The 20,143-nt window shown below is 55.7% G+C and carries 18 protein-coding genes and 1 tRNA gene; 17 read left to right on the top strand and 2 right to left on the bottom strand.

Going from position 1 to position 20,143, the window contains the following annotated elements; all coding sequences use genetic code 11:
* The first annotated feature begins 102 nt into the window (after positions 1-102).
* From ACUIAI_RS07540 to ACUIAI_RS07520, 5 genes are all read left to right on the top strand, one after another.
* A complete protein-coding gene (locus tag ACUIAI_RS07540) occupies positions 103-1,158 on the top strand; it encodes a carbohydrate ABC transporter permease (protein ID WP_445342033.1) in 1,056 nt (351 codons plus the stop codon).
* Complete coding sequence (locus tag ACUIAI_RS07535; protein ID WP_258334498.1) at positions 1,155-2,012, top strand: carbohydrate ABC transporter permease; 858 nt, start codon at positions 1,155-1,157, stop codon at positions 2,010-2,012. The genes ACUIAI_RS07540 and ACUIAI_RS07535 overlap by 4 nt, the downstream gene beginning before the upstream one ends.
* 161 nt (positions 2,013-2,173) lie before the next feature.
* On the top strand, positions 2,174-3,208 hold the full coding sequence (locus ACUIAI_RS07530; protein WP_445342032.1) for a LacI family DNA-binding transcriptional regulator: 1,035 nt from the start codon (positions 2,174-2,176) through the stop codon (positions 3,206-3,208).
* Positions 3,209-3,908: 700 nt separating this feature from the next.
* Entirely contained in the window at positions 3,909-4,190 is a 282-nt protein-coding gene (locus ACUIAI_RS07525; RefSeq protein ID WP_181414986.1) for a type II toxin-antitoxin system RelB/DinJ family antitoxin, read from the top strand.
* Positions 4,187-4,492, top strand: a complete 306-nt coding sequence (locus ACUIAI_RS07520) for a type II toxin-antitoxin system RelE/ParE family toxin (protein ID WP_445342031.1) — start codon at positions 4,187-4,189, stop codon at positions 4,490-4,492. The genes ACUIAI_RS07525 and ACUIAI_RS07520 overlap by 4 nt, the downstream gene beginning before the upstream one ends.
* 108 nt (positions 4,493-4,600) lie before the next feature.
* Here the strand turns inward: ACUIAI_RS07520 and ACUIAI_RS07515 are convergent.
* Positions 4,601-4,673 (bottom strand) — tRNA-Lys (locus tag ACUIAI_RS07515).
* A 499-nt stretch (positions 4,674-5,172) separates the two neighbouring features.
* Between ACUIAI_RS07515 and ACUIAI_RS07510 the strand changes: the two genes are divergently transcribed.
* The 11 genes from ACUIAI_RS07510 to ACUIAI_RS07460 all read left to right on the top strand — a co-directional run bounded on the left by ACUIAI_RS07510 (position 5,173) and on the right by ACUIAI_RS07460 (position 16,867).
* A complete protein-coding gene (locus ACUIAI_RS07510) occupies positions 5,173-5,910 on the top strand; it encodes an ABC transporter ATP-binding protein (RefSeq protein WP_045924968.1) in 738 nt (245 codons plus the stop codon).
* The gene (locus ACUIAI_RS07505; RefSeq protein WP_445342030.1) at positions 5,910-7,331 is read left to right on the top strand and encodes an FtsX-like permease family protein; all 1,422 of its coding nucleotides are present in this window, start codon (positions 5,910-5,912) and stop codon (positions 7,329-7,331) included. Before ACUIAI_RS07510 ends, ACUIAI_RS07505 begins: the two co-directional genes overlap by 1 nt.
* A gap of 37 nt (positions 7,332-7,368) precedes the next feature.
* Positions 7,369-8,634: a sensor histidine kinase gene (locus ACUIAI_RS07500; protein ID WP_445342029.1), complete on the top strand. Its 1,266-nt coding sequence runs from the start codon at positions 7,369-7,371 to the stop codon at positions 8,632-8,634.
* The gene (locus tag ACUIAI_RS07495; RefSeq protein ID WP_445342846.1) at positions 8,627-9,301 is read left to right on the top strand and encodes a response regulator; all 675 of its coding nucleotides are present in this window, start codon (positions 8,627-8,629) and stop codon (positions 9,299-9,301) included. The genes ACUIAI_RS07500 and ACUIAI_RS07495 overlap by 8 nt, the downstream gene beginning before the upstream one ends.
* Before the next feature lie 299 nt (positions 9,302-9,600).
* Entirely contained in the window at positions 9,601-10,164 is a 564-nt protein-coding gene (locus ACUIAI_RS07490; RefSeq protein WP_015022577.1) for a GNAT family N-acetyltransferase, read from the top strand.
* Positions 10,165-11,225: 1,061 nt separating this feature from the next.
* Entirely contained in the window at positions 11,226-12,134 is a 909-nt protein-coding gene (locus ACUIAI_RS07485; RefSeq protein WP_198183184.1) for an ABC transporter ATP-binding protein, read from the top strand.
* A complete protein-coding gene (locus tag ACUIAI_RS07480; RefSeq protein ID WP_445342028.1) occupies positions 12,131-12,862 on the top strand; it encodes an ABC transporter permease in 732 nt (243 codons plus the stop codon). Before ACUIAI_RS07485 ends, ACUIAI_RS07480 begins: the two co-directional genes overlap by 4 nt.
* Positions 12,863-13,110: 248 nt before the next feature.
* Positions 13,111-13,674 (top strand): hypothetical protein, encoded by a 564-nt coding sequence (locus ACUIAI_RS07475; protein ID WP_445342027.1) that lies wholly within the window; start codon positions 13,111-13,113, stop codon positions 13,672-13,674.
* A gap of 49 nt (positions 13,675-13,723) precedes the next feature.
* A complete protein-coding gene (ftsY, locus tag ACUIAI_RS07470; RefSeq protein WP_445342026.1) occupies positions 13,724-15,055 on the top strand; it encodes a signal recognition particle-docking protein FtsY in 1,332 nt (443 codons plus the stop codon).
* Between the two features lie 190 nt (positions 15,056-15,245).
* Positions 15,246-16,511 (top strand): ammonium transporter, encoded by a 1,266-nt coding sequence (locus ACUIAI_RS07465; RefSeq protein ID WP_445342025.1) that lies wholly within the window; start codon positions 15,246-15,248, stop codon positions 16,509-16,511.
* A gap of 17 nt (positions 16,512-16,528) precedes the next feature.
* Positions 16,529-16,867: a P-II family nitrogen regulator gene (locus tag ACUIAI_RS07460; RefSeq protein WP_445342024.1), complete on the top strand. Its 339-nt coding sequence runs from the start codon at positions 16,529-16,531 to the stop codon at positions 16,865-16,867.
* 117 nt (positions 16,868-16,984) lie between these two features.
* Here ACUIAI_RS07460 and ACUIAI_RS07455 read toward each other — a convergent pair whose 3' ends face one another.
* Entirely contained in the window at positions 16,985-18,376 is a 1,392-nt protein-coding gene (locus ACUIAI_RS07455; RefSeq protein WP_445342023.1) for an MATE family efflux transporter, read from the bottom strand.
* Positions 18,377-18,792: 416 nt separating this feature from the next.
* Between ACUIAI_RS07455 and dnaB the strand changes: the two genes are divergently transcribed.
* Complete coding sequence (dnaB, locus tag ACUIAI_RS07450; protein ID WP_445342845.1) at positions 18,793-20,133, top strand: replicative DNA helicase; 1,341 nt, start codon at positions 18,793-18,795, stop codon at positions 20,131-20,133.
* Positions 20,134-20,143 lie beyond the last annotated feature (10 nt).

The following is a 20,143-nucleotide window of genomic DNA, read 5'->3' as shown; positions in this document are numbered from 1 at the left end:
TAGTGCGGGTGGGAAATGCGGCAGCGTTCCAGGTTAGCAGCTGTAGTGAGGAAAATTGAGTCTGCATTCCCACCCTGTTCTCTCTGAAAGTAGGAGAAAAAGATGAATCGTAAAACGGAGAGGCATCGCGAAAGTTCGGGGAAAATCTGGCTAAATCAGAGATTACCAGGGCATGAGGGTGAGAAAGATACGGTATCTGTAGGGATAATGAAAAGAGAGAATGCAATGCTTCTCAAAGGGCGGCGCTTTAGATTCAGCTCTCATAGCACCAGGAAGATGATCAGTTCAACATTTGATAATCGAACCCTGTTCAAGTTCTTTTTGCCTGCTGGGATTTTTATGTCGGTGTTCCTTCTTTTCCCTCTGCTCAAGCTACTATATGACAGTTTTTTTGACGTTGGTGACAACTATGAGGGTAGGGCATTCGTCGGTCTGAAGAATTATGCTAAGGCCTTGGCTTCTCGGCAGTTTCAAGCAGATTCTTTGCACACAGCAGTCTATGTAGTCGTTGCCGTTTCCTTCGAGACAATACTTGGCTTACTTTTGGCTGTAGTTTTGACAAATAAGTATAGGGGATTTAAAGCTATTCGTACTTTTATTCTGTCCCCGCTGATGATTGCACCTTTGGTAGCAGGCCTGGTATGGAAATTCATGCTGAGTGGACAGTTCGGTATTGTCAATGTTCTGTTAGTTAAGGGAGGACTGTTGCATTCCACTGATGGCATACTCTGGCTCTCGGATTCACGGTTTGCTCTTATCTCTTGCATCATCGCAGATGTATGGCTCACGACCCCTTTCATGATGTTGATGTTTCTGGCCGGAATTCAATCAATACCGGATAGTCTTTATGAATCCGCCGAGGTCGAGGGCGCCAGTAAGTGGCAGATCATAACGAAAATCATCATTCCAAATATCCGAGGTGTGTTGTTCAGTGCCCTTGTGATTCGTGTGATTGATGCAGCGAGAACATTCGACATCATCTGGGCCATGACTCAGGGAGGCCCTCAGGGCTCATCCGAAGTTTTGAGCGTGCATATATATAAGATGCTTCAACGTTATGGGGATGTTGGGTATGCCAGTGCTATGGCGGTCATATTTATTCTCGTGCTGGTCGGTATTACCTTGGCCACGCAGTTCAAGCAGAAGAGGAGCTCATGATGTTCCATGAGAAATTCGGTCGCAATAAGGACGACAGCATCTGGATCATACTCATGTATGTCTTGGCGATTATATTTTTGCTGGCTTTTATATTTCCCTATCTCTATATGCTGTTCTCTTCTTTCAAGCCCTCCCATGATGTCATCTCTGTTAATCCGACCTTCCTCCCTAAGGCTTGGTCCTTGGAAAACTATCGTAAGGTATTCGAGACCTCCGATATGGGGCTATATTTCGGTAATAGCTTTATAGCGGCTGCAGTCAGCACGCTGATCTGCTTATTGTTGGGTTCTTTGGCATCCTATGCAATATCTCGAACAGCTATGTCGCGGTTTAGCGGGATTCTACTAATTGTGGTGCTTTGTCTCAAAATGATTCCCATGTCCAGCATCGTGGTTCCGATCTATAGTCTGGTTCAGCAATTTGGCATGTATGATTACCTGCCGGTTCTCTGCGTTGTCTACGCTGGGGTTAATATGCCGTTTGTTCTATGGATGATGATCAGTTTCTTCAAAGATGTGCCGGTGGATCTTGACGAGGCAGCAGCGGTGGATGGAGCAGGGCCTTTTACGGCTTTTGTTAAGGTAATCCTTCCTGTAGTGACGCCGAGCCTTATCTCTACTGGAATATTTACTTTCCTCTTGGCTTGGAATGATTTTCTGGTTGCGCTGCTGTTGACTAGCAGTCAGGCCAAGACTGTGCCGGTCGCCCTTTCAGAATTTTTGACTTCCTACAATCTGGACTTAGGGCCCATGACTGGCGCCGCTGTACTCTTTTCTCTGCCCGTTATTGTGATCTCGTTTTTCCTGCAACGGTACCTGGTTTCCGGCATGTTGGCGGGTTCTGTCAAAGGATGATGAGCAATATATTCCCGACTGGTGCCGCTTCTCGGCATCAGTCGGGGTCTCTATTTCAGAGATTTGATAGTTTGCACATACACTAAAAGGTGAGTGAGGGAGAGTAAGTCAACGAATGAGTATCTACTCCCTGAATATAGCAATTATGAAGGGGGATAGGTATGGTCACTATAACAGATGTTGCTCGGGTAGCGGGAGTTTCCAAGAATACGGTATCCCGGTATCTCAACAGCCGAGGCTATATATCTCAGGGAACTCGAAATAAGATTCAAGAAGCAATAGACATGCTTCATTACCAGCCGAACCAAATCGCACGTAGCCTGTACACGAACAGAACAAATATTGTTGGCTTGGTGATACCTGATGTAGTGCAGCCATTTTTCGCTACTATGACATCGAGGATTGAGGATGAGCTTAATCAGAGGGGCTACAAAATGATTCTGTGTAATACTATGCATTCTTCTGATAAAGAGAGAAAATATCTTGACATGCTCACGGCTAATAAGGTCGACGGCATTATCATTGGCAGTCATTCCATCGATATCAATTATGCCGATATCAAAGCTCCGATAGTGGCTTTGGACCGGTTTCTTGCTGATGCCATACCGGTGGTGAGCGCGGATCATGTTCAAGGCGGCATGTTGGCTGCTAAAGCTTTTATTGACCGTGGATGTAGAAATGTGGCTCAGTTCATTGGATCTTCTAAAGTCCGAACTCCCTCGATTGAGCGGCATAAGGTTTTCGCAGAGCGGATGCATGAGGAGGGCATTTCCTGCGCTACCTATGAACTAGATTTGAACCAATTTGAGTTCTCTACATATTTGACGACCGCAAACGATTTTCTGGTGGACAATCCTACTGTCGATGGAGTCTTCGCCTCTGATCTGGTGGCCCTTGCCGTTCAGCGCAAAGCCCTAGAATCAGGTCGGCGCATTCCCGAAGACCTATTTGTTTTCGGTTATGACGGTTCTTTCGTCTACCAGATTGCGTATCCAATACTTCCTACGGTCATTCAACCTTTTCGCCTGCTGGCTTCTACACTCGTAGATGTATTGCTCAAAGAAATCAACGGGGAAAAGTTAGACGAGCATCTTTATGTGCTTCCTGTGACGATCTCGGGGGCGAACGGAGAGGGTGCAGAGCCAAGCTCCGCTCACTCTTCCAAGGTGCGTCCTAGAATCTCCCTTCCTTTTTAGACCCAACGGCTTATCCTCTTTTCTCCTGGCGTGGTGAGTTCATGCGGGATTTGGAGTTGTTTGTATCCTCTCCTAACCTGTTTGTAGCTGTTCTCATATGACTTGAAATTTATGAAGTAAGTCCACTATGTCAGGAAGTGGCCGATATCTTCCCTATTCTAAATGTTAAATGTGACCCTGCGGCTTTCCAAACTGTGTAGCTCTTCTTCAGCGATGACTAGTTTGTTTTCTGACATAGGTACTCCTAATAAGGTAAAAGTGACTTTGCCTTATGACCTGGCTGCTTATTTCTTCTTGTTTGAAGGCATCCAGGAAAGGACCGGAATGGTGATAGGCCCAGAAGACCTCTGGCGCGGTGTATCCATGATCAATCAGCTGTGTGGGGGCCAAGGCTGTTATTGCTAAGGGGCGAGTGCAGCTGTGTTCGGCGTTATTCTCGTTCGGGCGACTTTGGTTGTAGCGGAAGACCTCTGGGTATCGCCTCCGTAGAGGTCCACTTCGTCGAAGATGGCTTGGAAGTATGAGTAATCGGAGTCGCCCAGCGCATCATGAAGCAATAGACATGTGTCATTGCTGTCAGCTATGCGCATTAATGCCTTACCATGCACTGCAATTTTGCATTAAAGTAAGATATCTGCTGTAATTTTGTACTTTTATGCAAAATTACAGACAACGAGGAAGGTGGGCTCCAATGGAGAAGATGTCTCAGGTTACGGTGCGTATATCCGATGCGGACAAGCAACAGGTGGATCATATCGTGAAGGAGCTTGGTCTGGATATGACTACGGTCACCAGAGCTTTTTACAAGCAGATCATTCGGGAGCAGCGGATCCCCTTGGACTTCAGCTTGGATCTACCTGCCGAAACCGAGGAGGCCTTGGAGGAATCGCGCCGTCTGGCCATGAGGGGGAAGACTAGGGGGTACGCCACAGGAAAGGACCTGGTGGATGGCGTGCTAGCAGCTGCTGGCGCGGATCGATGAGGCTTGCGCTGGTTCCCACTGGTGCTTTTACGAGAGACCTGAAGCGCATGGCTCGCAGGCACGTCCCGTTAGAGCCGGTCGAGGAGGTGCTAGATCTGATAGCGGAGAATTCTGAAGCGTCGCTCCAGGCATTGAAAGCGCATCATCGGATGTATATGCTGCAAGGTTATGCGGCTGTTTATGAGTGCCATGTGGGCAATGCTGGAGATCTGCTGCTGGTGTCGCATAGGGAGGGCGATGCTGCCTATATTTTACGACTAGGTTCCCACGATCAGGTGTTGGGTAGGCGCGGTAGATACTGAGATTCGGCAAATAGATCAAAGTTGTATCAGGAACCTGGCCCACTGTTGCGCAGGCAGATGATCTGTGCGGAGCATAGTGGCTGGTATTAAATAATCGGTAATCCAAAGTGCCCCCCGTGGGACTCGAACCCACAACCCACGACTTAAAAGGACGCTGCTCTAACCATTGAGCCAGAGGGGCAACATCTCAACACTACATGTTTGTGTTGGATTTTTCCAGTTCGCGGCAAGCCGGTTCTCGGGCGAAGCAAGACCGAGAACCCATGCAGATTAACGAAGAATATCAATTTGAAACGCTACCTTTCCGTCCACTTAACAAGGTTGTTGGGATCTGTAGGGGGGAGGGGTGGGGCAAACCCTGAACTTGCTGACGGGACCCATACCGGATAGTAAACGAACCTGTCTGCCAAAAGCTTCTGCCAAAGCGTAGAGCGGTTTCCTATCCGTTGCGCAGTGAATCGGGCACTGTTTTGTCGTCTGCAGATGGCGAAGTGGTGGCCGACGTTGATTCCCCGTACTCAGATTGAAAGAATCGTCCCTGCGAGGCGATCTCTTGCCCTCGCAAGTGTGCTAAGGGAGGGAGCTCCGATGAAACAACCGGTTCAATACGCATCGCCGCACGTACAGAGCATCACAGGCTCATACCGGCGTTCACCCGTTTGCGAGCACTGGATACTGCCATGAAGCGTATCGCCAATCCTTCCGACCTGAGCGAGCCCTTCGCTATCCATGCATCTGGCCTGTGCAAGCAGGTGTCGCCTAGGAAGGGGGAGGCCTTAACTCTCCTGGACAATGTAGAATTCACTGCATCTTGGAGAGCCATGACCGGGATTATAGGGCCATCGGGCAGCGGCAAATCAACCCTGCTCTACTGCCTGGCTGGTCTCGAACCCGTCAGCTCGGGCCAGGTGGAAGTCTTGGGCCGGCGCATCTCTGCCATGGGGCCTGCAGCGTCAGCGCGATTCCGCCGTGCGCACCTGGGTTTCGTTTTCCAGTCCTATAATCTGGTGCCTTCGATGAGCGTGGAGGATAACCTCAAACTGCCCTTCATTCTGCGCAAGACTCGCTGGCCGGAGGATCAGGCGTTCAAGCTGCTGGGCAGACTGGGCATCAGGGGGCTACTCAAGACCAATGTGACCCTCCTGTCAGGCGGCGAGCAGCAGCGGGTTGCCCTGGCCCGTGCGCTGATTTCGGATCCCGACATTATCTTCGCCGATGAGCCTACTGGCGCCCTTGACCAGGAGACCGGCAACGCGGTCGTCAATGAGCTCGCTGCCTTCGCCGGTCGACCGGGCCATGCAGTGATTATGGTCACCCATAGTCCGGAAGTCGCCTCCCGTTGCAACACTCTGGTGCATCTGTGCGACGGTCGCATAGTTACAGCCGACAAGGTTCCTGTGCCGAAAGCGGGCATCTGATGCGACTTCTTCTTCGAGATTTCAAGGATGCCCCCTTGGCCTGGTCTGGTGTCGCCCTCGTGCTGATCGCCTCGCAAACCATGGTCGGCCTGCTTGCCATGATGCTCTCTTCAGCCAAGGCCTTGGGCGACCTTCCCGGCATGGCCGAGCAAGGTCGCACCGCCTACCAAAACTTGATGATCCCCTTTGTCGCACTTCTCGTTGCCGCAGTATTGATCGTTCTGCAGGTCGTTTCGTCGGTGATCAACCAGCGGCGGCGCAACCTTGCCCTGTTAGCCTTGCAAGGCGCAACGCCCTGGCAACTGACCTCGCTGACCTGTATGCGCGTATTCATCTTGGCGCTCGCGGCCAGTGTGGTCTCGCTGGCGGCCTCTTTTCTGCTGGCCCGTCCCCTCTATGCATGGGAGACTTCCCAGTTCCTGATCGGCAGGCAGCCTTTCATCGCCAGTCACCAGCTGGCTTCCTGGGCGATAGGAATCTCGTGCGGGGTATTGGTGGCCTTGATCGGCACGCTGCTGACCATCGGGACCATCAGCAGGATCAGTCCCGTGGAATCTCTGCGTGCTGCAAACATTCCTCCAAAAACAACAGGTTTGGCTCGTCGTATTGCCGCTGCCTTGTGTTTGTTGGCAGCCTTGGCAATCATGCTGATGCCGATTATGCAAGCGCGGACCATCCCTGATGAGCAACTGGTCCGTTTGCACACCGCTGCACCAATCCTGCCTATCGCCATGGGCAGCACTTTCAGTTTCATATTCCTGCTGGCCGCAATCTGCTTGGCAGGTCCCTCCCTGCTGGGCACGGTCACCAGCGGCTGGACCAGGCTCGTCACTCTTCACAACCCTTCATGGTTGATTGCTTGCCGGCAAGCCAGTGCCCGCATGCGCAGCCTCAGCTCCACGGTCCTACCGCTGGTTGTGGGGGTTTCATTGCTGATGATGACCGATTCCTTCTACCAGACCAGCGCCGATTCCAGTCATCTGCTGCCTCCCAACCTGGATGTCAGCAGCTCTGATTTCTCCATGCTCATTACCCTTCTGGGCCCCGCACTGGTCGTCACGCTGGCTGGAGTATGCGCAGGATACCTGATCTCAGCCCATGGTCGAAGCCTGGATCTGTCCCTTATCTCGATCGCTGGCGCGGACCCGAACCAACTTGAAATCATGGCCGCTCTTGAAGGGTTCATCATGGCAACCACCGCCGTACTGATATCCTTCACCTCCAGCCTTCTGCCGGTCATGGCCTACGCTGTCGGATTCCGCAAGGTCTTCGGGGCTGCCAGCATCGGCATACCTTGGGTCCACTGGGCGCTGGTCTTCCTGCTTCTGACTTTGGCGGCATCACTGGCTTCGTGGATCACGGTGCGCAAATCAGCAGGTCGTTCCCCTGCCTGTGTGATAGCACAGTACACTGGCGAATGAACCTGGGCATCCTCGGCATACGGCGTGAGGGGGCGCGATGAAGGGCATAGCAACCAACCTATTCGAGCTGTTGAGCAATCAACGCTTGACCAGATTTGTCATGCCTGTGCTGAGCCTGGTTTATGCGCTTCTCTATGTCAGCGCCCCTACGTTTCCACCAGTCTGGGCCGAGAAGATTCCCTTGCCTGTTTGGAAGACGGTCATCGGCCTGATCGGACTCCTATGTTCCTGCCTGCTGTATTGGAGCAGGCAATTTCCCTTGCTCATCACGACCATGGAGACCCTGATATACATCGGTCTGTCATTTGCCACCTCGGACGATAGCTTTCTGATACCACTGGTAGGCGCCCTCTATTTCTGCGTCTATTTATCGCCAGTACCCAGGATTGCGGCAGGCGGGGGTGAGGTAGCCGCAGCCGTCAGTCTGGTCACCGTCAGCATGCATGCCGGGCACATGCTCTTTCTGGAATGGTCGGCCAGGATGGCTGTCATCATGGCTGTCGTAGCCGTTGCCATAGCTGTCAGGTCCTACCGGATTCGACGCGAGACGCAGCAGCGTGAGGAGCAGGAGCGCATCCGCTCTGAGATGCTTGCCAGACAAAGGGATCTGGCTATATCACGAGCCCAGGTGGCAGGTGAGTTGCACGATAGCGTGGGCCATGACCTCACCACAATCATTGCCCTGACCCAGGGATTCGCTGACTCGGTTGAGACCGAGGAGCTGCAAGAGGTGCTCAAAGACATCAATCAGGTGGCAAGGGATGGGTTGGCCGACACCCGACAAGCCGTCCGTACCCTTGTTCAAGAGCATGAGGCGCTACCTGAAGAGTCCGATGATGATGGGCACAGCTATGGTTCCAGGCTGCACACGCTCGACGAACTCGACACCGTAATCGCCCATGCCCGCGCAGCTGGTCTGGCTGTCGTGTCTACCGAAACAGGGCATCAGCAGCACGATCCCAGACAGGACAACCTCTGCTTCATAATCAGCAGGGAGGCCATCACTAACACGCTCCGGCACGCCTCAGACCCGAGCACCATCGTCATCTCCCGCGACTATGAGCAGGACGGCACCCTCCGCATCAGCATCCACGACGATGGGCATGGGGAGGAGCATGGGCGAACCTTAGGTGATCGGGAACCGGCTATTCATGATCATCAAGGAGTGGGTCTCAAACAGATTGGGGAGCAATGCCGACTGATGGGAGGGAGTCTGAGTTGCGGACCGGGCAAGAATGGAGGATGGACTGTAGAAGCCATCCTGCCTTGCGCCGGCGAGAAAGAGGGCAATGCCCATGATTGACCTGATGCTGGTCGATGACCTTGCACTCCTCCGCAAGGGGTTGGTACGCATGATCGAGTCCGACCACGGTTTACAGGTCGTCAGACAAGCCTCCAACGGTCAGGAGGCAGTGACCATACTTCGAGAGATGAAAGTAGCCGCACAGCCGCTTCCTCAGGTGATCCTGATGGACGTTCGCATGCCGGTGATGGACGGCATCAGCGCCACTGCGGTCATTGCCAAGGAGTTCCCCGAAATTCGTACGCTGATCCTGACCACCTATGACGAAGACGATTATGCCTTCACCGGTCTGCACGCAGGCGCCTACGGCTTTCTGCTCAAGGACGTATCCACGCGAGATCTGTACCGAGCCATTCACGCAGTGGCCGATGGGGACGCAGTGCTCACCCCCCGCATTACAGCAGAGCTCATCAACCGCGACAGAGCCTATGCCCGGCATAAGGTCAGTGATCCGCAGGCCAGGCAGCAGCTGGATAAGTTGACCCCTAGGGAGTACGAGATAGCCGGGCTCATCGCTCAAGGTCTCTCCAACCAGGAAATAGCCCAGCGCCTCACTCTTGAAACTACCTCCGTCAGACGCTACGTAAGTCGCATACTTGACAAGACCGGCCTGCGGGACCGCACGCAAATTGTCATTACATGGTTTCAGGCGGGAATGTCTGACTGACGATCCTTGACCGGTTGTTCCGGGCATCGTAAGGCGAAAAGCAGAAAGGACGATGAATTCCAGAGCGACGCTTTTGCTGATCTGATGAAGCTGAAGCTGGGGCTAGAGCTTCGAACGTAAGTTTGGGAGAACCTTTATTGAACATCGTGATTCTTGCTGTATTGAGTTCCGACTACTCACCCATGTGCGCGATGTTCCTGTGGCGCTTGTCTTCTTTGGAAACTCGAGTTCCGTTGAATGCTGCTCAGGTAAGCTGAAGCACAAAGTGGTGGCCAAGCACTCGACAGAGGAGGTGGACCATGAGAATCCATCTGGTGAGGTTGGACCGGCCGGGGGCGGTGGATGCCGAAATGATCTGGGAATATCTGCAGGCCTGCCGTTCTCAGCCTCAGGATGAAGCGGCTGGTCTCGGCCCCTTGGAGGGCTGCCACAGCCTGGATGAGGTTCGTCGGTTTGGTCTGCCGGAGGTGGCTCGTCAGGCGCGTGGTGATGATCTGCCGCCGGGGTTTGTGCCCGCCCTGCAGTTCGCCGCCATGGACCCCAGCGGCAAACTGGTGGGGATGATTCAGCTGAGGTTGCAGCTTACGCAGGCGCTTCTGCGAGTGGGCGGCAACATCGGCTATTCAGTTCGTCCGGATTGTCGCCGGCTGGGCTATGCCGGGCTGATGCTGGATGAATGTCTTCGACAAGCTGCCACTCTGGGCATGAGTAGGGTCCTGATTACTTGTTCCCCGTCGAATCTGGCCAGCCGCCGGACCATCCTTTCGCGTGGCGGGCAACTGGAGAATGTGCTCCCCAGCAGATCTGGTCAGCCCGTAGAACGGTATTGGATTGATTTGTCTACGAAACGAACAGATCGGTAAACGCAATCTTGGATGCAAAAGCAGCTTTCATGTAATTGCTTCCTGGCTGGGCTCTCTGCAATGATTTTCTCCGGCTATGACGTATATGCGCATCCAGAACGCGAACTTATTTTAAGCTTATTTTGAGCGAATGCCGGTTAGTGTATATTTTGTTTTTATGCACATTCCGTGCATTATGTACGACGGCAAAGGAACCGCCATGAGACAAACAGCTTCGACACAGAAACCATCCGATAAGCCGCAAGCCATTGCTGTCAGATTTTTTGCCCTGGCATTAATTCTCGCCCATGTTATATCGTTTGCCACCGGTTCACAGTTCTGGGGTTCATGCACATACCCAGCAGCTTGGCTAATGATGATTGTCTTCATGATGGTAAGAGACTGGCGGCGAAACGGTGAAGGCCAGCATCATTCGAGATAGCCAATACGCGAAAAGGGCGAAATAGTGGGTTCCGTCGATAACTTGCAGAGTTTCGCATCATCGCCGTCGCTGTTCGTTCGCGCGGTCTACTGTTGTCGGCGGTCAACCTCCCCACTGGTGAGCATGAGCCGGGGGAACAAGCATCGCACTTTTCTCAATATCCGCTTTTGCTGATACTGGTATGGCTTCTCTTACCAAAGTGCCGATTGGGAACAAAGTAGATGTACCCGTCCGCCCCTTGGCGGCCCGCTTGATAAATGGGAATATGCTGTTCCAGCTGCAGGTAAACCAGTAGTGGAATCAGTGTTTGCCAGTACGTGCTCTTGGATGCCATAATTTGTGGGACGGTGGCGGTTTTATGTCTGATCCAGCTTGTATTTTATTAGAAAATGCCTGAAATTCTGGGCTCATGGGTGAGGAAAGAATATGGATTAATAAGCTATCGTAGTTGAAGCAGATGGTCTCATGGAAAAGACCATCGGAGCCAAAATCGCCATACTATGCTGGGCCGGAATTTGGACTGATTCTTTCCTCCACCTGCGCAGACTCAGCAAATTGAAATAGTCATGAATAGACAAGCAGCAATAGACGACACAACCCGCGCTTTACCACATCAGTATTGACGCTGAAAGGCTCTGGAATGGGCAATATCGAAGTAAGCGTATCGAATCTTACTGTTCGAATAAAGAACAAAACGATTCTCTCTCATCTTTCATTGGAGGTTGAAGAAGGGGCCTTCCATGGGGTCATCGGGCCAAATGGCGCTGGAAAGACAACCTTGTTCACCGTCTTGGAAGGACTGCAAAAACCGGTTGAGGGAACGGTCTCTGTTCTGGGCAAGACGCCCTATCCACGCAACTTGGCCCTGCTCCGCCAAATAGGCATCCAGCCTCAAAAGTCGTCCTTCTTCCCTAAAACGACGCTCCTTGAGCACCTTACCGCAGTGGCCGATATCTACCAGGTGCCCCGGTCGCGTGTGGACGATCTTATTGATGCATTGAAACTGGATCATGTGGCATCCAACAAGGTTGAATCATTGTCCGGCGGCGAACAGCAGAGACTGGCTATCGCCACGGCTGTCGTCCACCATCCTCGGCTGCTCTTTCTAGATGAGCCCACTGCCGCCCTCGATCCGGAGTCACGCCATGATCTGGTGAGCTTGCTCAAATCGAATCAGCAATTGGCCGCCACGGTTCTTTATACGACGCACCATCTGGATGAGGCGGAGCGGTTGTGCAGCATGGTTTCGATCTTGGCGGATAAGCATATTCTCGTAACAGCCAGTCCCAGCAAGCTTATTGCGCAAGCAGAGATGGAATCGACCATTCTTCTTCCAAATGCCTTGGATCACGCTGATCAAGTAGCCCATCTCGTGGGGGACGACTATGTAAAGGTCACGCCCGATGGTCTAACAGTACGCACCCGGGATACCGGAGTTACTTTCGCAAAATTGGTTGATTCAGGGATCAATACAAGCCAGGCGCAAGTCAAGGATGGGCGTCTGGAGGATGTCTACCTTCGCCTTCTCGAAAAGGAGAACGTCAAATGAACAGCTTCAAAACTCTATTCAAGTTGATGTTCCACTACGATATTCGTGACTGGTCCACTTTGGTTTTCACCTTTCTCTTTCCTATAGCCTTGTTGCTGGTCCTGGTCCTGTCTTTTAAGAGCTACGTTCCTGGAGTTGATATTGCCAGTCAAATCAGCGCCAATGTCATTGCATTTGGCGCTGCCTATGTTGGTATTTTTGCGGGGGCTTCGCACCTTGCTCTCTGGCGTGAGAATGGTATGCTTCAGACGGTTCGCAATTTTCCTCTATCCTGGAATGTGATTATTCTCTCCCAAGCTGTTGTGGGTATCGTCGTTCTTCTGGCACAAGCTGTAGTGCTTGTCGTCTTGGGATTGATTATGGGAATGGTGCTGAAACCGACATTTTTGTCGGGATTGCTTCCCCTGGTCCTAGGCTACCTCTTGTTCTTTTTCCTGGGTGTCATCATCGCCATGATAATTTACTCGATTGCCGGGGTATCCATCCTTGCGAACATCATTATTCTGCCCCTGGGCTTCATCGGCGGAGCTATGATGCCGCTCAATATGCTGCCGTCCTGGGTGCAGACCATTGCCCCATATACGCCCTTATATCACATGAGGGAGGCCTTATCGATGATGCTGATCGGATCGGGCACCTGGCCTCATGCTTGGCTCGGGATCTTATACCTGACCGTGGGCTGCATTACCTTAGGACTTGTTTCCATATACGGTTTTCGCTGGAAATGATACTTCTGACGGCTATGCACCTTTTGCTGCCATTGCGAGGAATTTCTCGGTTTCCTGAATGGTAGTTGCGGGCTCGGCTGAGGTTAATTCGCGCGAAAGCCATTCTTCTTGCCTTTGGCCGCCTTGGGTATAACTTGGGTAGGTATAAGAAGGGTCCAGGGCATCCACTGATCTGCCAGTGTGAAAGAGACCAATAGATTCCTCGTGTCGTAGCGCGTCTGTGGGGTTCTTCTGAGAGAATGGCATGTATGGTCTGGCTGATTGTCCTGGTATGGGTGCTGGTGGTGGTGGCATTCGTTGTATTTGTCATGCGCTTGGCGCTTGGCGAGTCCCAGGACCGTGCCTTCTCCCAGTCTCTCGATGAGCGTGTGCGCCGGGCTGCACGCCGTCAGCAGGAACGAGAGAATAAGCTGCCGCGGATAGCAGGCGGGCATCTGTCGTTCTCCCCTGGCTCGGGCGAGGATACGCCAACCGCTGAAGACAGCGAACATCCCTATCCGGTCTATGTGAACTCTTCCTCCGTGATGGAGGTTCGAGGTCTGCTGGCCTCCGATTCCACGGACGAGTTAAATCTGTCCCCGCCACCGAGCAACGATTCCACATCGTCGGTCAGCCCGAGACAAAAGAAGAATGCCGTGCCGTCGGTCTCTGCGACCTCTGGGCCTCCAGCCCCCAGGAACTCCACCCTACGATCATCCAGCCCCGAGCCTTCGCGTCCACAGCGGAGGGAGCCTCAGACCACCACCTCCGACGTCATGCCTGCAGTCAAGAGCGGTTCGCAGACGGAAAAGAGCCACCCAGGCGGAAAGTGACCGCTGGTGATGACCGTCCGTGTCCCTTTTCGCCCTTAGGCTGGTATCTATGACAACACAGCAGCTCCTTATTCTTATCGCGGTGTTGATCGTCCTGGTGCTGGCGGTGGTCGGCATTCTGGTGGCGGTCCACAAACGCCGGTCCCAGCGGGATTCCGCACGCCCCGGCAGGGCGCAAGAGCCTGATAATGGCCACCCTTCTTTGTCCCCGAAATCGGCGACGGCTGCAGCAGAGGGTCAAGCTGAAGGCCAATCTGGTGCCTCCCCAGCAGCTTCATCAGGTGATCAAGCTGTCCAATCTGCCTCTCCCGTATCGAGCGTCTCCCATAATCCGGACGTTTCTACGGATTCAGCCGGCTCAGCCGGCTCAGTCGATTCAGAGGCATCCAGTCAGTCTTCCTCGGCCGACCAGGGAGCACCGTCAGCGCAGCAGGAGCTGGCTCACCCGGAGGCATCCGCATCTCGTATGACCAGGCTCAAGGCCAGGCTGGCCAAGAGCCCCAACCCCTTCGGCAAGGCCCTCTTTGCCATTCTGACCAAGGACCATCTGAGCGAGTCTGACTGGGAGGATGTGGAAGACACCCTGCTCATGGCGGACGTGGGCGCTGAGGCCAGCGAACAGCTGGTGAAGCAGCTGCGCGACGATGCCCGGATCACAGGGCAGAAGGACCCCGCAGCCGTGCGTCGTGGCCTTCGTCAGCGCCTGATCGATCTGGTCGACCCTGATATGGATCGAACTCTGGTGGCTGCCCGACCTCAGGCCAACAGGCCGTCGGTCATCCTCATGGTGGGCGTCAACGGCACGGGCAAGACCACCACGGCGGGCAAGCTGGCTAGACTCTTCGTGGCCGATGGCAAGTCGGTGGTCATGGGTGCCGCCGATACCTTCCGTGCCGCCGCCGCTGACCAGCTGGAGACCTGGGGCGGCAAGGTGGGTGTGCCCGTGGTCCGCAGCGACCGCGACGGCGCCGACCCGGCCTCCGTTGCCTTCGAAGCAGCAGAACGGGCCAAAAATGATCAGGCAGATGTCCTCATTGTGGACACAGCCGGACGTCTGCAGAACAAGGCCAACCTGATGGATCAGCTGGGCAAGATCCGGCGGGTGATCGAGAAGAACCTGCCTGTGGACGAGGTTCTGCTGGTTCTGGATGCCACTACCGGGCAGAACGGGATGATCCAGGCCAAGGTCTTCGCTCAGGCCATTGGGGTCACAGGCATTGTCCTGACTAAGCTGGACGGCTCGGCCAAGGGCGGCATTGTCATATCTGTCCAGCGGGAGCTGGGCGTGCCCGTCAAGCTGGTCGGGCTGGGCGAGGGGCCCGACGATCTGGCCGTTTTCGATCCCGAGTCCTTTGTCGACGGCATCCTGGGAGACGAGTAGTCCAGCCGGCCGGTTGGTCATACGGTGGTCATCCAATAGTCACCCGCAGGTAATGCGGCGGTGACCTGACCGTCATCCTCTTCCTGTTTGATGAATCGGGAAGTGGAAGAGAATCTGACGTAGGCTGTCCGGAGGAAAGTCCTCTTTATTGGGGACTGCCCGCCCGGATGGGGAAAAGAGAGGTGTAGGCATGGATTCTGGAAATGCTGCCTGGATGCTGGTAGCGGCATCCATGGTTTTCCTGATGACTCCGGCGGTGGCTTTCTTCTATGGGGGTATGGTCCGAGCCAAGGCCGTGCTCAACATGATGATGATGTCCACGCTGGCCATTGCCGTGACCGGGGTTATCTGGGCCTTCTGGGGATGGTCGATTTCCTTTGCCGGCAAGGACATCGGAGGCGTCTTCGGCGACCCCATCACCGGCTTCCTGCTCAAGGACACGGTCACGGCCAAGGACGGGGTCTTCACCTCGCTCGATTCCGCGAACGCCGCTTACCCGCATACGGTGGACATTGCCTTCCAGGCCGCCTTCGCCATGATCTGCGTGGCGCTGATCTCGGGAGCCCTGGCCGAGCGAGTCAGAATCAGCACCTGGATGATCTTCGTGGCCCTCTGGGTCACCTTGGATTATGCACCCATGGCCCACATGGTCTGGAATCACGGACTGCTGGCTGCCGATGGACCCATCTCCAACGCCATCGGGGCCCAGGCGCACGACTTTGCAGGCGGTACGGTTATCCACATCAACGCGGCAGTGGCAGCCCTGGTTATTGTGCTCATCATCGGCAGACGAATCGGCTTCCCCAAGGAGTCCATACGTCCCCACAATGTGCCCATGGTCATGCTGGGCGCCTTCCTGCTCTGGTTCGGCTGGTTCGGTTTCAATGCCGGTTCCGCCTTCGCCGCCAACGGCACGGCCGGATATGCCTGGGTTTCCACGACCATAGCTGCCAGCGGCGCCACCCTGGGCTGGCTCTTTACTGAGCGGGTCCGCACCGGGCATTACACCGCCATGGGTGCAGCATCCGGCATGGTCGCCGGCCTGGTGGCCATCACTCCAGCGGCTGACGTGGTTTCGCCGCTCTGGGCCATGGTCATCGGCCTCTTGGCTGGTTTCGTCTGCTGCCTGGCCTGCGGGCTCAAGTTCCGTTTCGCCTACGACGACTCCCTTGATGTGGTGGGCATCCACGGAGTGGGTGGTTTATTGGGCACACTGCTGATAGGCTTCTTCGGTACGGGCACGGGCTTCCTGGCCGGCGGCAATTTCCGGCAGCTGCTGGTTCAGTTCCTGGTGGCGCTGATTGCGATCATCTACGCAGCTGCAGTAACCGGTGTGATCGCCTTTGCGCTGGAGAAGACCATTGGTTGGCGAGTCAGCAGGGATCAGGAGGTCATCGGCGTCGATCAGAGCGATCAGGGTGAGAGCGCCTACGACTTCGGGTCCATTCTGAACTGATCAGAAAGGAAGGCAGCATGAAACTCATTACCGCCATCATTCAGCCCGGAAGGCTGGATCAGATTAAACAGGCCCTGAGCGAGGTCGGCGTGCACGGCATGACCGTCTCGACAGCCCAGGGCTATGGCCGGCAGGGCGGCCATAAGGAGGTCTACCGGGGCAGCACTGTCAAGGTGGATCTGGTTCCCAAGGTGCGCCTGGAGGTGCTGACCGAGGATCGCCGGGTCGACGAGCTGGTCAACGCCATCGTCCAAGCTGCCGCCACCAACACCGTGGGCGACGGCAAGGTCTGGGTGCAGACCCTGGACTCGGTGGTCAGGGTCCGTACCGGGGAGACCGGCGTCGACGCCATCTGAGGCAGCCGCCTGCTGCCGTCTGTATGGTCGTCTTCCTACTGACCAGTTTCGCAGGATCCCGCCGCTGTGGCCAATTTCGTGGTCTAGCGGTCGGGGTCCTGCTTTTTCTATGTCTCTTCAGGCTTCCTTGATCTGGCTTATCGTCCCCATCCAGACATCAGTGCGCGTTCTCAAGCCATTGCAGATGGCCCTGACGCCGATGAAGAGGACATTGAGAACGGCCCAGAGCATGGCTATCCGCCAGGTGGGTGTCCAGTTCATGGCCAGAGCCGTCATGCCCAGCAGTCCGATTACATAGATCACAGCTGTCAGGGAGCAGGTGGCTGCCAGGTAGCGATAATCCCCGGCTCCGATCAGAATTCCGTCCAAGGCCCACATCCATCCAGCGACGGGCATGAAGACCCCTTGGACGATCATGCCTACGGTGATCAGAGACCTGATGGCCGGCGTTGGGCTGAACAACGGAGCAGCGAAGAGGCCCAAAGCGATCATGACCAGCCCGACCAGCACTCCCATGGCCATGCCGGCCTTGGCTGACAGGTCGGTCATGACCCGCGCTCGCGCCCGCTGTCTGGCGCCCAGCTCGGTGGCCACCAGTGACTGACCGGCGATGCCCACGGCATCCAGCATGTTCAATCCGAAGTTCCAGGCCGAGTTGACCCCCTGGTAGGCAGCCAATACCTGCTCACCCAGGTGGGCTGCAGCCACCACGGTCATGAAGAGGCAGATCCGCAGGGCCAGGGTTCGCAGGAAGAGCGGGAAACCGTCGCCCATGCTGGCCGCCATGCCTGAGAGTCGGGGCCGCAGCTGGGCGCCTTCCTGACGGGCCCAGGCCAGGGCGGGGATGGTCAAAAAGAGCCCCATGGCCCACTCGGCAATCAGCGTGGCCAGGCCCGAGCCCAGAATGTCCATGTGCAGGCCGAAGACCAGCAGAATCTCAAGGGCGGTGTTGAGGATGGCGCCCGACACGGCGGCCACCAGGGTGATCTTTACCTTTTGAAGTCCGCGGAAGATGCCGTTGGCCGCGTAGACCAGGAGCATGGCCGGAAGGCCGAAGACCAGGGCATTCAGGTAGGTCTGCGCCGCCTGTAGGACCGGCCCACGGGCTCCCATCAGGCTGCAGATGGGTCGGCTTAAAGCCAGGAGAACGGCGCAGACGACCAGGCCGATGACGAATGCCAGCCACATGCCGTCCACGCCTGCCTGCATGCCCTCCCTGCGGCGGCCTGCGCCCATGAGCCGGGCCACCTGGGAGGTGGTCCCGTAGGCCAGGAAGATGCACAGACCCACAGTGGTCAGCACCACAGTGGATCCGATGGAGAGCCCGGCCAGGGCCGAGTCGCTGATGTGGCCCACGATGGCGGTGTCGATCATGACGAAGAGCGGTGATGCGATCAGCTGGCCGAAGGTGGGTATGGCCAGTCCGGCAATGGTCCGGTAGGTCGTCCGCCGCTCTTCCGGCGTGATTGATGTGGTCTTGGTTTCGGAGATGTTCCTGTGGCTGCGCATGGACGCCATGCTAATGCTCTGGACTGAAGACACAATCCAGGAAAGCCAGTCCGTGGACGCCCTGTCGTGGATGCCGTATCACCAAACAGCCTTGAGTGCAAGCCGGATTGATGATGTGGCAGGCTGTCCCCAAGTTTTGCACAGAGTTATACCCATGAGGTGGATAAGTTGCACACATGTCCTCTAGGACACGCCTTGAATGTGGATAACTTATTTTTCTGTACACATGCATGAGCAGCCTTGTACCCCGTCCAGTACGGTCGGCGCGTCCTAGTGAATGCCTTGGGTGAAATCTGTTTCTTAGGGCTTTCAAGGATGGTCCTCTTCGTAGAATCGTGGCTATGGCTTCCGACGACTATACCGACTACACCCATCCCGAACAGCGTCCCACCGATCATGCCCAGACCGGCCGCGACATGCTTTTCGACCGGGTGCCCCCGCATGACGACGATGCGGAGATGGCCGTGCTGGGCGGCATGCTCATGAGCAAGGATGCCATCGGCGAGGTCAGCCAGATGATCGAGATATCCGACTTCTACCAGCCCAAGCACCAGACCATCTACGAGGCCATCGTCACCCTCTTCTCGGCCTCCCAGCCGGTGGATGCGGTCCTGGTGGCCAACGAACTGCTCAAGTCCGGCGACCTGGAAAAAGTGGGGGGCACCGACTATCTGCACTCCCTGGTGGCCTCGGTCCCAACAGCCGCCAACGCCACCTACTATGCCCAAATCGTCCACCAGCGGGCCATCCTGCGCAATGTGATCGCGGCTGGCACCAAGATCGCCCAGCTGGGCTACTCGGCCGAGGGCTCCCAGGCCGAGGACATCGTCAATCTGGCCCAGGCCGAGGTCTACGAGATGAGCGTGGGCAGGGTCCGCCAGGATTACGAGGCCATCGGGCCGGTCGTCCACGACACCCTGGACCAGCTGGACAAGCTGCAGAACGGCGATATGGAGCGGGGTGTACCCACCGGCTTCAAGAGCATCGACGATGTGACCCAGGGCCTGCAGCCCGGGCAGATGATCGTGGTGGCCGGCCGCCCGGCCATGGGCAAGTCCACCCTGGGTATCGACTTCGCCCGCGCCGCAGCCCTCCATAACAATATGACCACGGTGGTTTTCTCCCTGGAGATGAGCAAGACCGAGCTGGCCCAGCGCATCATTTCGGCCGAGACCGATATCCCCTTGGTGGCCCTGCGCCGGGCGGACGACATTACCCCTGAGCGCTGGAACACCCTGAACACCTTCTGGAGCAGACTCCAGGACGCCCCGCTCTTCCTGGACGATTCGCCCAACATGAGCCTGATGGAGATCCGCGCCAAGTGCCGCCGGCTCAAGCAGACCAACGACCTGAAGCTGGTGGTCATCGACTACCTGCAGCTGATGACCTCGGGCAAGCGGGTCGAATCCCGCCAGCAGGAGGTCTCCGACTTCTCGCGCGCCCTGAAGCTGCTGGCCAAGGAGCTGGAGGTTCCGGTGGTGGCGTTGAGCCAGCTCAACCGCGGTCCCGAGATGCGCAACGACAAGAAACCCATGCTCTCCGACCTGCGCGAGTCGGGATCCATCGAGCAGGATGCCGACGTGGTCTTCCTGGTCCACCGGCCGGACTTCTACGACAAGGAGGACCGCCCGGGCGAGGCCGACATCATCCTGGCCAAGCACCGCAACGGCCCCACCGATACCTTCAAGCTGGCCTTCCTGGGCGAGAAGTCCAAGTTCAAGGACATGCCCCAGGACTACCAGCAGGGAGGGGTCTGATACCGGAATC

Source organism: Bifidobacterium sp. ESL0827, assembly GCF_052606685.1.
This window is presented reverse-complemented; position numbering and strand designations above follow the sequence as displayed.

What these genes read in the sequence shown, in the direction of transcription:
- ACUIAI_RS07495 (WP_445342846.1), top strand. Translation starts at nt 8,627, where the DNA reads ATGATTGACCTGATGCTGGTCGATGACCTTGCACTCCTCCGCAAGGGG.
- ACUIAI_RS07520 (WP_445342031.1), top strand. Translation starts at nt 4,187, where the DNA reads ATGAGGCTTGCGCTGGTTCCCACTGGTGCTTTTACGAGAGACCTGAAG.
- dnaB (WP_445342845.1), top strand. Translation starts at nt 18,793, where the DNA reads ATGCTTTTCGACCGGGTGCCCCCGCATGACGACGATGCGGAGATGGCC.
- ACUIAI_RS07490 (WP_015022577.1), top strand. Translation starts at nt 9,601, where the DNA reads ATGAGAATCCATCTGGTGAGGTTGGACCGGCCGGGGGCGGTGGATGCC.
- ACUIAI_RS07460 (WP_445342024.1), top strand. Translation starts at nt 16,529, where the DNA reads ATGAAACTCATTACCGCCATCATTCAGCCCGGAAGGCTGGATCAGATT.
- ACUIAI_RS07475 (WP_445342027.1), top strand. Translation starts at nt 13,111, where the DNA reads ATGGTCTGGCTGATTGTCCTGGTATGGGTGCTGGTGGTGGTGGCATTC.
- ACUIAI_RS07505 (WP_445342030.1), top strand. Translation starts at nt 5,910, where the DNA reads ATGCGACTTCTTCTTCGAGATTTCAAGGATGCCCCCTTGGCCTGGTCT.
- ACUIAI_RS07485 (WP_198183184.1), top strand. Translation starts at nt 11,226, where the DNA reads ATGGGCAATATCGAAGTAAGCGTATCGAATCTTACTGTTCGAATAAAG.
- ACUIAI_RS07500 (WP_445342029.1), top strand. Translation starts at nt 7,369, where the DNA reads ATGAAGGGCATAGCAACCAACCTATTCGAGCTGTTGAGCAATCAACGC.
- ftsY (WP_445342026.1), top strand. Translation starts at nt 13,724, where the DNA reads ATGACAACACAGCAGCTCCTTATTCTTATCGCGGTGTTGATCGTCCTG.
- ACUIAI_RS07540 (WP_445342033.1), top strand. Translation starts at nt 103, where the DNA reads ATGAATCGTAAAACGGAGAGGCATCGCGAAAGTTCGGGGAAAATCTGG.
- ACUIAI_RS07455 (WP_445342023.1), bottom strand. Translation starts at nt 18,376, where the DNA reads ATGCGCAGCCACAGGAACATCTCCGAAACCAAGACCACATCAATCACG.
- ACUIAI_RS07480 (WP_445342028.1), top strand. Translation starts at nt 12,131, where the DNA reads ATGAACAGCTTCAAAACTCTATTCAAGTTGATGTTCCACTACGATATT.
- ACUIAI_RS07510 (WP_045924968.1), top strand. Translation starts at nt 5,173, where the DNA reads ATGAAGCGTATCGCCAATCCTTCCGACCTGAGCGAGCCCTTCGCTATC.
- ACUIAI_RS07535 (WP_258334498.1), top strand. Translation starts at nt 1,155, where the DNA reads ATGATGTTCCATGAGAAATTCGGTCGCAATAAGGACGACAGCATCTGG.
- ACUIAI_RS07465 (WP_445342025.1), top strand. Translation starts at nt 15,246, where the DNA reads ATGGATTCTGGAAATGCTGCCTGGATGCTGGTAGCGGCATCCATGGTT.
- ACUIAI_RS07530 (WP_445342032.1), top strand. Translation starts at nt 2,174, where the DNA reads ATGGTCACTATAACAGATGTTGCTCGGGTAGCGGGAGTTTCCAAGAAT.
- ACUIAI_RS07525 (WP_181414986.1), top strand. Translation starts at nt 3,909, where the DNA reads ATGTCTCAGGTTACGGTGCGTATATCCGATGCGGACAAGCAACAGGTG.